The following is a 13441-nucleotide window of genomic DNA, read 5'->3' as shown; positions in this document are numbered from 1 at the left end:
GGAACGATGAACCGACTCCGGCTGCTTTCAGGAGTGAGCGTTGCCGGCGAATCGTTCACGTGTCATGCTGAAATGCGGTACGAGGATCGTACCGATCTGGACATGTTTGGACTACGCGCATGGCTGACGGGTATTGGTGGCTTCCGAGTTTGACAACAGCTGGCGTGCTTGGAGCCATTGCTTGGCTTGCACGTGAGTGGATCGGCGCCAGACTAACAAAGACGATCCAGCACGAGTTTGATCAGAAGCTCGAGCAATTGCGGTCCGATCTCCGTGAAAGCGAGGAGAAGCTAAAGGCGAGGATCCGCGAGAAGGAAGGTGAGATTGCCGCTCTACGAAGCGGCGCCTTGTCTGCGCTTGCTAGCAGGCATGCGGCTCTAGACAAGCGGCGCCTGGAAGCCATCGACCAAATCTGGACCGCATTCCGTGTTCTCGAGCCAGCCCGATCACTGGCGACCAGCATGGGGTTTATCAAGTTTGAATCAGCCGCAGAGCTTGTTGCGAATGATCCACGAGCAAGGCAGTTCTTCGAGATGCTCGGCGGTAGCTTTGACCCGAGCAAGCTTGATCTGAGCGCCGCTGATATGGCGCGTCCATATCTCACCCCTATGGTGTGGGCAGTATTTTCGGCTATCCGCTCAGTCGCCATGCACACTGCCATGCGATGGATGGTGCTAAAGGGCGCGCTTGGCAAGCAGGACTACGCAGACTCCGATGCGATCAGAGCTTTGGTTGTAAAGGTGCTTCCCCACTACGAAGATTACCTAAAAGAGCATGGGCCGTCCGTCTACTACATCGTTCTCCAAGCGCTTGAGGCACGGCTGCTGGAGGAACTTCGTACCATGATGAGCGGTGTAGAAACCGATAGGGCCAGCTTGGAACAAGCCGCTGAGATAGTCAAAGCTGCCAATGAGTTACAGCGATCCACACTGGAAGAAGCCAGCAAGGCATAGCTGACTGCGCATGACAACCTCGGGCGATGTGCGCCAAGGCGTGTGTGGCGACCGTCAATCGCCTCACGTTCTCAATTCCTGCAGGGCTGATATGGCGCTCTCGACGTCTTCGCCGACAACCATGGTCCGGCGACGAAGGGAATCGGGCTTGATTCCGTGAGCACGCGCACATGCGGCGATCGACGGGTAGGCCTGTCCAAATGCATGCACTTGCACCCCAGTTGACGTTCCTCTGGAAGGCGGTGGCGCCAAGCCCAGTGCTTCTTCATTGGACCAACCAAAGACGGTCACGCGCCTGTGAACCGTCTTGTAGTCCAGGCCGAACGCCTCTGAGGCGGCCTTCAGGGTCGGAAAGGTGTGGTCACCAACACTGATCCTTCGTCGCGCATGCTTCGGTCGGGTCTCGATCTCAGCCGCTTGCTCAGGAGTCCAACCCAGCCGAGCAATGCGCAGATTGAAAACCGAAACGTCTACGCCGAAGTGCTCGGCGGCGGCACCGCGTGACGGGTATGTCACTCCTGCAACAGTGACCCTTTCGGATGAGCCAATCGATCCACCGGGCGTTGTGTTGTAGCCGTTGCGGATCGTGTTTCGGGTCCTGATCTCGGCGATCTCTTGCTCTTGAAGTTCGACAAAGCTCTGCGCGTCATTGCGGATCAACTCGATGCTGAAGTTCTCGATGCCGTACTTCCGCATGGCGCTGTAAAGCTTGCTCGACAACCCATTGCGCGCGCCAGCACGGTGGCCACGTAGTCGCTCGGCAAGTGGCGACACCGTGATCCCGATGTACTGCTTGCCATTGAGGTTGTTCCTGATGACGTAGAGCTTGAACGATTCGGCGGTTGCGCCAGGGTAGATCCGGTTGTCGACGAGATCTACCTGCTTCCAGACGTGCGACCGTTCCTTCCCATCCGGGTCGCGGTACCGAGGTGGCGCCGGCGCCAGGTCGACAGACTGCTCTGCAGTCCATCCACGGGCGAGGCGCTGGCGAACGCGAATGCGATTCAGGCCAAACGCATCGGCGAAAGCTTCGACATTCGGATACGTGACGCCGTTGACGATGATGGACTGCGTTAGCTTCGGCGGGCGCTGCCGCGGTACTAGGCCAACTGCCTCATCATGAGTCCAGCCCTCACGTAGGCGCTTAGTCAGCGTTCCGTAGTTGATTCCAAAGTGCTTGGCAGCATCTTCAAGCGTCCTGAAGTGGCCGGCCGATGTTGACAAGTTGGCCGATCGTTCGGCTGGCCAAGAAGCGTGCTGGCGAGCCGCTACACCGAAGGCCTGCTCGGGAGTCCATCCTTCGCGAAGCCTGCGGGCAGCAGTTGTGGTGTGCACGCCGAAATGAGAGGCGGCCGCCTTCAACGTCGGGAAAGGTTGCCCAGCAACTATCACCGGGAGGAACTTGGCCATGTCGTGCTGATCACAAACTCGCGAGTAGAGAGTACAGCACCTGCTACAGTTATTCCCGTCGGCAGCGATGTCGACCGCGGGCTTTACGACCACTTGGCGCCGCGTGAACAACGCCTAAACAGTCGCGCGCTCGAGCTCCGCCCCGCCTCGTCCTGCCGACTTCATCGGCATGCGGGGGTTCAGGAGTCATCGATGTCCGAGTTCCAGGTACTCAGTTTTCCGAGGGGCGTCACCACGGTTGCCCCTTGCACGTCGCGCGCACGTGCGTGGTTGGAGTTCTACGAGTTGAAGGCGATCATGGAGCGCGCCAGGCCGCTTGTGGCGGGTGGGTTGCCCTTGGAGGTTGTCCTCAACCAGATGTTGGCCGCTGACCTCGGCGAGCAGGGGGTGCAGCAATGAAGCGCGCTGCTGCACGCCACGGTGGCGCGAAGGATTGGCGCGTGGGCGACATCGCGATCGCCCGATCTCACCTGCTGCTGAACGACGGCAAGCGTGTCGTGATCGTCGAGATCAGCCCGGAGCCCTTCGTCATGAACGGAATGCTGGTGGACGTCCGGGTGGCGCCGGAGACTGGCGTGCTCGGCAGGGTGCGCATCGACTCAGGCACGCGTTGGTTCAGCCCGCTGCCCGCATGGATCCACCGCTCGCGCCTGCAGCGCCCCGACGGAGGGCCGGAGGCGAGCACGAGCAGCGCGCGTTCAAAGGAGTTCTCGACCTGAGGTGTGATCCTGGCGTACGCACCAGGGCCCGCCACGCGCGGGCCTTTTCAATTGCTGCCGCGCTCGTGCAACTCAAGAAGAAGTTGCCGGGCCAGTGCCTGCACAGGCATGCCGCCCACCTGCGCAGCGACGTGGCGGCCCGTCGCACGAACTACGAGCAAGTCAGCACCCGAGTCCACAGTACACCAGCCCCAGATGAACGTGGCCGGCACCCTGGTCACCGCGAACACGGGCAGGCTGTAGGTCATGCAATCAGGCCGGCGTATGGGTCGTAGTCGAGCACTGCCTGGCGTGCGGCCTCGTCCTCCCTGTCATGCACCTGCGAGTACACGTGAGCAGCCGGGAACGGCGCGAAGCACAGGATCAGCGCACTGGCCCGGTCGGGGCTGCGCCCGATGCGCTTGACGATCTCGTCGCGGCCCTCCACACGCACGGCGGTGCCGGACATCGACCAGCGCGGCGCGCAGAGGTCGGCTAGCAGTCGCTGGTCGGGCGGCAGCTCGATGCCGGTGTCACTCAACGGGTCAAGCGATTCACGAACACGCCACCACAGTTCGCTGCGCTGATTGAAGAACACCAGCCGGCCGCTCTTGTCAGTGCCGCCAGCGCGCTCCGCTACGTTGACCCCCAGCACGGTGCCGCGTACCGCATCGCGTAAAAAGTCGAACGGCGAGGAGCCGACGCCGACGACATCAAGGAGTAGTGCCGCGCTGTCGCGGCGGGCCGCGATCACCTGCGCTGCAACGCTTTGCCCGTCCGGCGTGGACGCACCGGGCAGAGCAATCAGTTCGTCGAACCAGAGTGCACCACCAGGCAGCCGGTGGCGCCGCGCCAGTACCGTCTCATCTCGACCGCCGCGGGCGACGTCGACGCCGACGGCCTCCATCGGCGGCTTGGGCGATCGTTTCTGCCACCGCGCCATGGCCGCCTCGACCCACGCGGTAGGAACAACCTGGAAAGCATCGTCCTCGATGCCGGCGTCGAAGCTGCCGTGCAGCATCTGCGAACGCAGGGGTTCCGGCAGTGCTTGTAGCGTGGCCAAGTAAGCAGTCCCGACCAGGTGCGGGTTGTCTGTGACCCTGCTCGGGATGAACGTGCGTGACTGCGGACGGATGACCAGTGCCTGTCGCGGTCCGGTGTAGTCCGCCGGATCGAAGCTGTAGACGCGCTCGGCGCCGTCCAGGACGAAGGGCCTGGAGTCAGGGACCCAGGTGTCCTTGCCGTCGACTACCGCGGCGTATCGAAGCTCGCCCGGCTGCGCCGGCGCGGGGAACTTGCGGTCGAGCCAGGGCGCGAAGTAGTTGATGACCCAGCGGCCTTCGGCGTTGGTCGGCGGGTTGAAGGTCATCAGCACGCGGGTTCGCTGGCCGGGGTCAGTCGTGCGGACCCAGCCGGCCAGGAAGCGCACCTGCTGCTCCAGCAGGTTCGTGGCCTCATCGATGAACAAGAAGTCCTTCGCCCGGCCCTGGTACTTGCGCTCGTCGCCGAGATTGGGAACGCTGCCGAACTCCAGCACGCGGCCGGGCAGTCGCCAGATGCCTTGCACCTGGTTGAGGCCATCGCGATGGCCGAGCAGACCGGCGATTTCGTCCACGATGGCGGTCATCTCGGTGGCGTGCCTGCGGAAGATGGCCACGCGCTGGTGCTGCATCAGCGCCAGGCCGATGCCCAAGAACGACTTGCCGCCGCCGGCCGCACCGCCAAACCCGATGACGTCGGCCTCGGACTCGAACGCCATCGTCTGCGGGCCGGGCAAAGGCTGCCACTGCACCAGTGGCTGATCTGCGCTGCGGGCGGCCAGCTCGGCGCGCTCGATGCGTTTGGACAGGTCGGCCATCAGGCGATGTCCTCAGAGGTGTCGCACGCGTCGATCACCTCGACCACGGAACCAGGCCCCCGACCTTCAAGGGCGGCGATGCGACGCTCGTGCTCGTCGACCACGATGAGCTTGGAATACTTCTCCAATAGGCCCAGGGCAACGGCGCCGGTCTCCGCGCTGATTGCCGCCGAGGCCACCGCCTCGATGATCGCGTCGGCGCGCTCTTGCAACGTCGTCGCCTGCGCAAGGCGCGGGATGTTGAACCGCTCCCCCTCAGGGCGTGCAGGGGGTGCCAGGTACTGCAGCACCAGGGTCATCGACTTCGGGTCGCCCTGCCGCGCGAGGTCGATGGCCTTGTCGAGCACGGCCTCGCGGTGCGGCTCGAGCTTCTTGCGGATCAGCTCGGCCTGGGTGGGCTTTCCGGGATGCCAGCGATCACGCGGCACGACGCTGTGCCCCGGCAACAGCTTGCCGGTCTCTGGATCGCGGCCATCTGCAGTCACAACTTGCCGGCCTTCTTCAGCGTCCAGGCGCGGCGAGCAATGGTGCGGACCACAGCAGGATGGTCACCAAGCCCATGCTCGTCCAGGAATTCCGCGAGCGCCCGGTCTTTGGCGACGAAGGCCTTGGCCGCCGCGAGTGCGGCCTCGCTGTTGGCGCCGTACTCGCTCACCAGCTCGGCGCGAGCAGCGTTACGCCAGGCAATAGGGTCTGGTTGCACACTGCCACCGACAAGGCCCGCAGCGATGGTGGACAGCGTGGCCGCTTCGTCGGTGGAGATCTCATTCTCGCGGAAGACCTGCGCCCACTCGGTTGACGCCTGGCGCGCCACATCAGGTTCGAGGCCAAGCTGCTCGACGGCCGCGGTCTCGATCTGGCGCTGCACCGAGCCGTAGACCTTGTCCAGCCGGTCCTCGCCAACGTGCGCGCCTGGGTCGTCGGGCTGGTACATCCGGCGCGCCAGCTCGTCGCTGTCTGCGGGTGCTTGCTGGGCCTGCTCCCGCGGCGGCTCGACGTCGTGCTCGGTGACGCTGCCGTACAGCGCGTTGGCGAGTTGGTCGTCTGTCATGCCAGTCATGCCGCCTCCGCTGGTTCGTGGGCCGCGCGGACGACTTCAGGCGTCCAGCCGGCCAAGCGCTCGACCACAAGCTCGTGGTTCGCGGCAACCACCGTCTCGACGGTGCCAGCAGTGCCGCTGTACGAGGCCGAGAGCAGGTGTTCCAGACCGAACACGCGCAGGAACTCGGCCGTGCGCGACAGCACGACGTCGCGCGCCGCGGCGCCGTCGGCAAGCGAGCCGACTGCCACCGAGGCGTCCAGCATCCGGAACTCGGGCTGCAGGGCCTGCAGCGCCCGTCCCGCCGCGTGCACCGCCTCGCGCCTGGCGCGCCCGGCCTCGACATAGGCCGTGGCGGCCTTCAGCGCGGCGCCCATGGCTGCGTCCAGGGCCTTGGCGTGGCTGAGGATCGCGCCGTCGAGCGCGGCGCTCTTGGCGGCATCGAGGTCAGCAACGATTGATGCTTCGTCGACCTGGGCCTCGGCCTCCTTGGCGGCCACCAGCGCCGCGTCCAGGCGCTCGACCTGGAGGCGGTAGCGGGTCAACTCGCCTTCGACTGCGGTCAGGCGACCTGCAGCGCCGGCATCGCCGCAGGCCTCGTCAAGGGCGTACCGGGCGCGGTCTGCTTCGGCGAGACGGATCGCGGTGGTGAGCTCGGTGAGCTTGGCCTGCAGGGTCGCGGCGCTGGGGTGGGGTGTATGTGCCATGCCCGGCATGTTCGGTCGACGAAGCGCTGAGGTGCGCGCGGCACACGCTCAACACACGTCAGCGCTCAGCTACAGCGGACCAGGCCAGCGGGTCTGGCGCCCCGTCTTGCAGAGGTCGACGGTCGCCGAACACCTTGATGGCACGCACTGTCGCAGCCAGGTCGTGGTGGCCACGGGCATCAAGCCAGTCAGCGAAGTCTCGCAGCCGATTGCGCGCGGTGTTCGGCCCACCGTTGACGAAGAAGTCGATCGGAGTCGGATCGCCCGGTCGGCCAAGCGCAGCGGCGGCCAGCGCGGCGCCCAGCAAGCGGGTCTTGTGACGCACGCCTGCGACCAGAACTGCATCACCCACCCAGCGCAGTTCAGGCAGTCGTCGCGCTCGCTGCAGAGCTCGGCGCCTCATGGTGGCTTCTGCCGCCAGGTCGATCGCGCCGCTGGTGCGCGCCAACGTAGCGACGGCGTCGAGGAAGTCGATGTCGGTCAATGCGGTGCCTTTCTGATGTGCCTACATGGTGTGGTCGACGGCCAGTGTTCATTGGGAAGTGCAACGGACTGCGGATCCGTCAGCGGTCAGCCAGGGCGGCCCGCAGGCGCTCCACCAGGGCCGTGGGCAGGGTCACGGCACCACCCGCGGACGATCGAGGCGCCAGCGGGCCGCCAGGGGACTGCGGGCGGGTCACGCGATCGCTTCCTCGTCGTCCACGGCCACGTCGTCGACCTCGACGTGGTCATGCTCGTGGTCATGCTCGTGGTAACGAGCCAGAGACTTCGAGGCCGCACTGGTAGTTGCCATAGGCAGATTGCGGTCAGGTTCGATTCCTCGTGCAGCCACCACCCGCAGTTCATCTGCCAGAAGAGCGTCCTGCTCGGCGACGGTCAGGAAGTGCCAACGCAGACCGCTGACCGTGCGGTAGCCCATCTCGGCAGCCTGCTGTCGGGTGATCCGGGCCGGCGCCGGCCGGGGCTCGGGCTGGTAGCTGTGGGGGTCAGGCGATTGGGTCATCGGGGTCCTCATTGCAGGGATCGGCGCCGGTATCGGAGGTAGCCGGCACCGCCACCGGCAGCGCCACGCCTTGCGGATCGGTTGGCTGTTGACGATCTGCGTCGAACGATTCGGAACATGGGCGGTCGTTCTCGGGCGCCGACAGCTCAACTTCCGGCGCCGCGCGCCGTCGCGCGACGTACCTCGCGGGCTCGGGTCGCCGCGTGCCGTCAATCCAGCCACGTGCTGTGCGGTGGGGGATCCCGAGCACCTTCGAGACATGCCAGGCCGACATCCCCTCAGCTGCGAGGCGCCGGGCCTGGTCAACGACATCGTCGGCATGCCGCGCTGCGGGGTTTGCCTTGCCGACCGGCCAGCCCCTGACATTGGTCGGGACCAACACGACCTTGTAATGCTTTGCGCCCGATCTCATGCACTCGCCCTCGTCAGCAACCCAGATCCGCGTTCCGCTGCAGGTTCAGGCTCTCGCAGTGGGCTGCGCAAAGTGCGCAAGGTCTGCGCTCGGTCTGCGCGAGGTACCTTGCGCAGGCCTGCGGTGGGCGCGCTCGCTCTGCGCGCGCTCAGTGCATAAGGTAGTAGGAGTGAGCGCGCGCAGTTCTCAGACCAGGTCGTAGACATCCGAACTACCCTCCATGTCATCAGCATGCGATCCGTTGCAGATTGCGATCTCGCGCCCCGCCGGGGTAAGGACCAACCGCTCCGCCGGCTTTCGGTTGTCAGCCATGTACTGCTCGACCTGCACCAGGCCTTCAGTCCGCCATGACATGACCTCTCGGGCCACGTCTCGCGACTTCAACCCGCTCGGGAAGCCTGGCAGGTCCTTGATCGCGTTGAACACGCTGCGGCTGGTGTTGACGGCTGGGCTTACCGTCTCTCCCAGTACGTCGGTGACTTCGCGCAGAAGGCCAAGCAGGTGCGCACGACTGTCTTGAGCCTTCGCAATCCCCTCCCGGGCGCTGATGACGCGGAAGACCTTGTCAGCGTCTGACCAGCGGAGCACCACTTCGGATCCAGCCTTCGCGTAGTTCACCTTAGGCAGCGTCAGCAGGATGTTTTCGCTATCGCGCTGGCGCGCCATGAACCACCTGCTGCGTGCGCTGTTGTGCCACGCTGTGGAGCCGCTGTAGCCCTTGGCCTCGTTGGGGTCCGCCATCGACGAAATCGCATCAACGTGGGCCAGCAGGAGCACGGCTGGCGCCAGGCGTTTCATCGCACCCATGAACTGCCTGACCTTGGCTCGCTCGTTCTCGTTCGCATCCAGCGCGTCGCTGGCGTTGTCGAAGATCAGGACCGTAGCCTCGAAGTCGTCGACCTGTTGCTTCAGCCAGTCGAACCTTGCTGTCGTGCGACCGTCGGCGTGACGGGCGTCGCCGGCGAAGAGCACGTTGTCGGACTCGGTCGCATCCAGCACGAGCAGCCAGCCGTCGAGGTCCTTTGGCGCGATCCCGAGCAACTGCATGTAGCGGCGCAGGCGCCACTGCATCGTCGACAGGTTGTCCTCGGCCGAGTACACGAGCGTCTTGGTTCTCGGCAGCAGGTCGTTAGGTGAGAACGGATGCCGGCCCGTGGCGAGGCACAGCGCGATGTAGAGCGACATGAAGCTCTTGCCCGTGCCGCCGTGGGCCGCGAACAGAGTGACCGTGCCCAGCGGCAGCCATCCCGGGATCACGAAGGCCGGCTCCTCGGGATGCTCTGGTATTGAGGACCAGTCCAGCGCTACCGGATGCCTGGCGGCACTCCGGGACGCCGCACCGCTGGATGCGTCAGCCTCAACGACGTCGAAGTCCTGTCGGATCCGTTCGCTATGTTCAACGCGGAACGCGGCCTCGGCCGTGGCGACGTCCCCGTCGTAGTCCAGCGTGACGTTGGCCACCCAGGCGTCGAACGTCCCGAGCAAAGGGTCGCTTCCGTGGTCGGACTGCCAGAGATCGTCGTGACCCGGGATCAGCCGCACGCAAGGTGCGCCCGTCGCGCCAGGAGGCGCCCACCGGCCGTTGCCCGAGTCGACGTACCCATGCCGCGCGAGGATGTCCTCGACGTCATGGGTTTCGTTGAATTCGACGCGCAGTGGCGATGCGTAGGCCAGCTTGGCGCCCGTGCCCTTGCCCGCCGAGATCGAAAGCGCCGCCGGGTCGTCCACGCCGCAGAACAGCGCCTCCTGTTCGCGCAGGTAGCCCAGGTCCGACTGCAGCCGGCGCCACCACGCGAGGAACGCAGCCGGGAGCTCAGGCGCCTGGTCGACACAGAGCAACCCCGCGTACGCCTGCACGTACGGCCCCCCGCCGTCCTTGGTCATGTACACCGTCCCAGGCAAGCAGTCCTGCAGGTTGCTTCTTCCGGCACGCAGCTCGAGAAGTGTCTTCCGGCTCTTGGTTCGGAAGACGATGCGAGAAAGGTCTGACGGGGCTCGAAAAGTTGACCGCCCGCCACTGCCGGGCCGCGTCGACGATGTGCGCGCGCCCGCGGCCATGATCTCGTTGAGGTCAAAGCCGCACCGCTTCAGCCCTTCTCGCGCCCTGTCGAGGTCGTCGGGGTCGATGCTGCACAAACCGTTCGCGGCAAGCATCAGACCGTAGCCGCCGGCCGCGTCGCTGATCTGTTGGACCGGGTTCAGCTGCCAGCCGTTGCCGACAGGTCGTTTGTCCATCGGCTTCAGTTGCACGAGCTTGAAACCGAGGCCGAGCAGTCGGCGGGCCTCCACGTGCAGGCCAGTCCCAGCGCGCGCCTTGGCGATAGCGTTCGCCACGGTGATCTCGACGACATCGAACTCGTCGGGGCTGGCCGGCCCGCAGTCGAAGTCTGGCTCGGGCCAGTCGCCGCTGGCATCGTGCCCGTGCAGCGTGCCGGTTAGATTCCAATCCACTGCGTCTAGTCCTTGTCCTGTGCTCTCTTGCGACGCCTCGGCTGCCACCGGGGCGTCTTCACTTGTAGAACCGGGTGGAGCCGCAGCGCGCGCCGCGGCCAACTCAGCGGACACTGCGGCCTGTGTCTGCTTACGCAGTGCAGTAACCCGTGCGGTCATGTCGGCGTCGGTCACATGCTGCTTCATCGCCGCCCCCAGACACGTGCCCAGGCTGAGCGGACGGTGGCGTTGAGCCAGGGCCACGCGTAGAGGATCGCCGCGCTCATGGCCGAACTCCACTGGTCGATACGAACAGGCTCTCGACGTCCTCGATCGTGCGCAGGGCACGCACAATGCCCGACCGCTCGACCAAGTACATGACCTGGCCGTCGCGCTCGTCGGTGCGGAGGAGCCGGTAGCCGGCCAGCGCAGCCCTGGCGCGCAGGGTCTCGAAGGCCTTGTTGTCGGGGGGCACGCTCATCGTGCGACCACCGCCGACTTGCCGCGGCGTGGCGCCACTGCGAGCGCAGCGCGTACAGCAGCAATGTCATACCGGGCATGCGGACCGACCCAGACGACCGGGATGCGCGGCGAGGCGGCCTTGCGGTCCTTCTCGATCGTGGAGACGGAGACACCCAGCAGAGGGGCGATCTCCGATGCCTTCAACAGCGAGCGCGGATCAGGCGTCGCGTCGCGGTCGGCGATGCGCGCGTTGATCCAGGCACTGACCTCGGACTCGACCCACCGTGCGGCCGAGCCAATCCTGACTTGCCGGGGAAATGAGCCCTCGACGATGAGGTCGTACAGCTTGGTCTTCTTGAGGCCGGTGTGGCGCTCGACCTGGGCGAGCGTCAGTAGCGTCGCTGCAGGCGCGGCAGGTGCAGATGCAAGTAGTTCCACTGGTGTGGCTCCTGGCCACCGTGGTCACGATCCACGGCAGCTTGAAACCACGCCTGCTCCGACCCTAGGGAGCTACAGCTCGGTGTTCTCAGCGGATACCGGCTGGGCGTGTTGCGCCGGGCTTCGCTGCACCCCCGCCAATTCCGTCAGCGAGCGTCGGAGGACGTGCGTTCTGCAACGTCCATTGGTGGATTGTGGCGGTCCGCCGCGGAGGCACGGGCACGGCCTCAACACGCAGCGCGCAACGGGACAACCTCACCGCCGCGCTCGGCCTGTTCCAGCCGGTCGCCCCACCACTTCATCAGCGCAATGCGCTTCTGCAGCCGGTCACCCCGGTCGTATGCCCGCGCCACCTCTGTCTTTGTGACGTGGTCCAGGCACAGGTCAACCAACTCGTGCGTGAACTCGCTGTCCTCCTTGCAGCGCGTAGAGAATGCCGCGCGCCAGCCGTGCGCCGTGTGGAGATCGCGCAGCTCGAGCGTTTCCCGCAGTGCCTTCTCGATTGACTCGCGGCTTATGTGGTCGCGCCCCTGGTTGCCCGGGAAGACATAGATCGCGTTCTTCGGCTGCACCACCCGCCAGCGCTTCAGGTCAGCGACGATCTGGGCCGGCAACACCACGCGGTGAACGTGCTCCCGGTCGTCGCTCTTCTTCATCTCGTCGCGAGGCACCGTCCAGGTCGGCACCTCGGCGTCAAGGTCGAACTGGCTCCAACGCGCCGCCACCGCGTTCTGGATGCGCACGGCCGTGAAGGCGATCAGCCTGTGGCAGAGCCTCACGGCGGGCGTGATGTTGGACGTCTCGGCGCGGCGCAGCACGTCGCCCAGTTGGTCGAACTTGAGCAGCGCCGGGTGGTGCTTGACCTTCGGCGCGGCGGCGATGATCTCCACCACCGGCTCGGCCGGGTTGTCCGGCCTCATGCCTTTCGCCTGGGCATACCGGAACACCGAGCGAACATGCTGCAGGATCTTCTGCGCCGTCTCCCGCCGCCCGCCCCCGCGCTTCTGGATCTTCTCGATGACGGCACTGACCGCGGCCGTGGTGACCATGGCCACCGGCAGCTTCCCCAGCGCGGGGTACACGTCCCGCTCCAGCGCCCGCGCCGACTTCGTGTAGTGGATGTCCGACCATTCCGGGCGCTGCTTGTCAAGCCAGAGGCCGGCAACGTGCTCGAAGGTGTCGTCAGCAGCAGCGGCGGCTTCCACCCGCTCAAGCCGGCGGAGGGCGACCGGGTCGACGCCCTGCTCTGCCTGAGCACGCGCTGTGCCCCGCGCCTTGCGTGCTTCTGCCAGCGTCTTCTCAGGGTAGGGGCCGACCGAGTAGGTCTTCGGCGCGCCACCGCCCAGGCTGTACCGGACCTGCCAGGTCGCGCCACCGCTGGGCAGCGAAACGAGGTACAGCCCTCCGCCATCGGGCAGCTTCTGACCGGCCTTGCGGTCGCCCTTCAGCCAGGCTTGGATCGCCTTGTCCGTCAGCCGCTCCACCCCACGACCACCGTTACCACTTCCCATGATCACCTCCGTGGTTCGCAAACTGCGATTACCACGTACGTTACCACACAAATGGACGGCTAACCACGGATACGCACGGAAGTCTAAGGAGCTGAAATACCAATGAAAAAGGGCCCCGTGAGGGGCCCTTCAGAGAGGTTAGTGGTGGAACCGGGGGGAATCGAACCCCCGTCCGCAAGCCATCGCCGGACAGTTCTACATGCTTAGCCGTCTGATTTGGTTCTCACCCGTCCGGTCGCGCAGCGGCACGCTACCGGCCGGGCCAGCACCCTTGGGTCTCGTCGATGCCCAAGGTGCACGGGCATCGACCAGCCGATGTGAATGACCTCTCAGCCTAGGATCTTGCGATCTTCGGCCCGGCCCATCGGCCTGCCGTTGAGAGGCTCACCGGTGTTAAGCGGCGAGGGCGAAACGTTCGTCGTTCGCAGTTACTTTGTTCCAGTGGATTTACGAGCGAACTGGTGCTCGGCATGCCCTGTTCCGACTCCGCACCCACGTCGAAGCCAGGTCGGTCCCAGAG

General features: G+C 65.5%; 16 protein-coding genes and 1 other RNA gene. 3 read left to right on the top strand and 14 right to left on the bottom strand.

Features of this window, described 5'->3' with window-relative positions; translation table 11 throughout:
- Positions 1-119 precede the first annotated feature (119 nt).
- Positions 120-953, top strand: coding sequence for a hypothetical protein (locus tag ENE75_RS03610; RefSeq protein ID WP_128195687.1), 834 nt, complete (start codon positions 120-122; stop codon positions 951-953).
- Between the two features lie 63 nt (positions 954-1016).
- Here the strand turns inward: ENE75_RS03610 and ENE75_RS03605 are convergent, their stop codons facing one another.
- A complete protein-coding gene (locus ENE75_RS03605) occupies positions 1017-2363 on the bottom strand; it encodes a GIY-YIG nuclease family protein (protein WP_128195685.1) in 1347 nt (448 codons plus the stop codon).
- Between the two features lie 192 nt (positions 2364-2555).
- Here ENE75_RS03605 and ENE75_RS03600 point away from each other — a divergent pair, with 192 nt between their 5' ends.
- Together ENE75_RS03600 and ENE75_RS03595 are read left to right on the top strand one after the other, a co-directional pair.
- Complete coding sequence (locus ENE75_RS03600) at positions 2556-2762, top strand: hypothetical protein (protein ID WP_128195683.1); 207 nt, start codon at positions 2556-2558, stop codon at positions 2760-2762.
- A gap of 41 nt (positions 2763-2803) precedes the next feature.
- The gene (locus ENE75_RS03595; protein WP_128195681.1) at positions 2804-3082 is read left to right on the top strand and encodes a hypothetical protein; all 279 of its coding nucleotides are present in this window, start codon (positions 2804-2806) and stop codon (positions 3080-3082) included.
- A gap of 47 nt (positions 3083-3129) precedes the next feature.
- Here the strand turns inward: ENE75_RS03595 and ENE75_RS03590 are convergent, their stop codons facing one another.
- The 13 genes from ENE75_RS03590 to ssrA all read right to left on the bottom strand — a co-directional run bounded on the left by ENE75_RS03590 (position 3130) and on the right by ssrA (position 13437).
- Positions 3130-3330, bottom strand: coding sequence for a hypothetical protein (locus ENE75_RS03590; protein ID WP_128195678.1), 201 nt, complete (start codon positions 3328-3330; stop codon positions 3130-3132).
- Positions 3327-4919 (bottom strand): terminase, encoded by a 1593-nt coding sequence (locus ENE75_RS03585; RefSeq protein ID WP_128195676.1) that lies wholly within the window; start codon positions 4917-4919, stop codon positions 3327-3329. Before ENE75_RS03585 ends, ENE75_RS03590 begins: the two co-directional genes overlap by 4 nt.
- Positions 4919-5404, bottom strand: coding sequence for a hypothetical protein (locus ENE75_RS03580; protein WP_128195674.1), 486 nt, complete (start codon positions 5402-5404; stop codon positions 4919-4921). The genes ENE75_RS03585 and ENE75_RS03580 overlap by 1 nt, the downstream gene beginning before the upstream one ends.
- Positions 5401-5979 carry a hypothetical protein gene (locus tag ENE75_RS03575; protein WP_158288850.1) on the bottom strand — a complete coding sequence of 193 codons (579 nt, stop codon included), beginning with the start codon at positions 5977-5979 and terminating at the stop codon, positions 5401-5403. Before ENE75_RS03575 ends, ENE75_RS03580 begins: the two co-directional genes overlap by 4 nt.
- A complete protein-coding gene (locus tag ENE75_RS03570; protein ID WP_128195670.1) occupies positions 5976-6665 on the bottom strand; it encodes a hypothetical protein in 690 nt (229 codons plus the stop codon). The genes ENE75_RS03575 and ENE75_RS03570 overlap by 4 nt, the downstream gene beginning before the upstream one ends.
- Positions 6666-6723: 58 nt before the next feature.
- On the bottom strand, positions 6724-7149 hold the full coding sequence (locus ENE75_RS03565) for a hypothetical protein (protein WP_128195668.1): 426 nt from the start codon (positions 7147-7149) through the stop codon (positions 6724-6726).
- 192 nt (positions 7150-7341) lie between these two features.
- Positions 7342-7668 (bottom strand): hypothetical protein, encoded by a 327-nt coding sequence (locus tag ENE75_RS03560; protein WP_128195666.1) that lies wholly within the window; start codon positions 7666-7668, stop codon positions 7342-7344.
- On the bottom strand, positions 7652-8080 hold the full coding sequence (locus ENE75_RS03555) for a helix-turn-helix domain-containing protein (RefSeq protein ID WP_128195664.1): 429 nt from the start codon (positions 8078-8080) through the stop codon (positions 7652-7654). The genes ENE75_RS03560 and ENE75_RS03555 overlap by 17 nt, the downstream gene beginning before the upstream one ends.
- A gap of 186 nt (positions 8081-8266) precedes the next feature.
- On the bottom strand, positions 8267-10705 hold the full coding sequence (locus ENE75_RS03550; protein WP_158288849.1) for an AAA family ATPase: 2439 nt from the start codon (positions 10703-10705) through the stop codon (positions 8267-8269).
- 88 nt (positions 10706-10793) lie between these two features.
- Entirely contained in the window at positions 10794-10991 is a 198-nt protein-coding gene (locus ENE75_RS03545; protein ID WP_128195661.1) for a hypothetical protein, read from the bottom strand.
- Positions 10988-11410, bottom strand: coding sequence for a helix-turn-helix transcriptional regulator (locus ENE75_RS03540; protein WP_128195659.1), 423 nt, complete (start codon positions 11408-11410; stop codon positions 10988-10990). Before ENE75_RS03540 ends, ENE75_RS03545 begins: the two co-directional genes overlap by 4 nt.
- Positions 11411-11637: 227 nt before the next feature.
- The gene (locus tag ENE75_RS03535) at positions 11638-12921 is read right to left on the bottom strand and encodes a tyrosine-type recombinase/integrase (RefSeq protein WP_128195658.1); all 1284 of its coding nucleotides are present in this window, start codon (positions 12919-12921) and stop codon (positions 11638-11640) included.
- Positions 12922-13063: 142 nt separating this feature from the next.
- Positions 13064-13437, bottom strand: a transfer-messenger RNA (tmRNA) gene (gene ssrA / locus ENE75_RS03530).
- Between the last annotated feature and the right edge of the window lie 4 nt (positions 13438-13441).

This window comes from Rubrivivax albus (genome assembly GCF_004016515.1).
GTDB classification, from domain to species: Bacteria; Pseudomonadota; Gammaproteobacteria; order Burkholderiales; family Burkholderiaceae_C; genus Rubrivivax; species Rubrivivax albus.
This window is presented reverse-complemented; position numbering and strand designations above follow the sequence as displayed.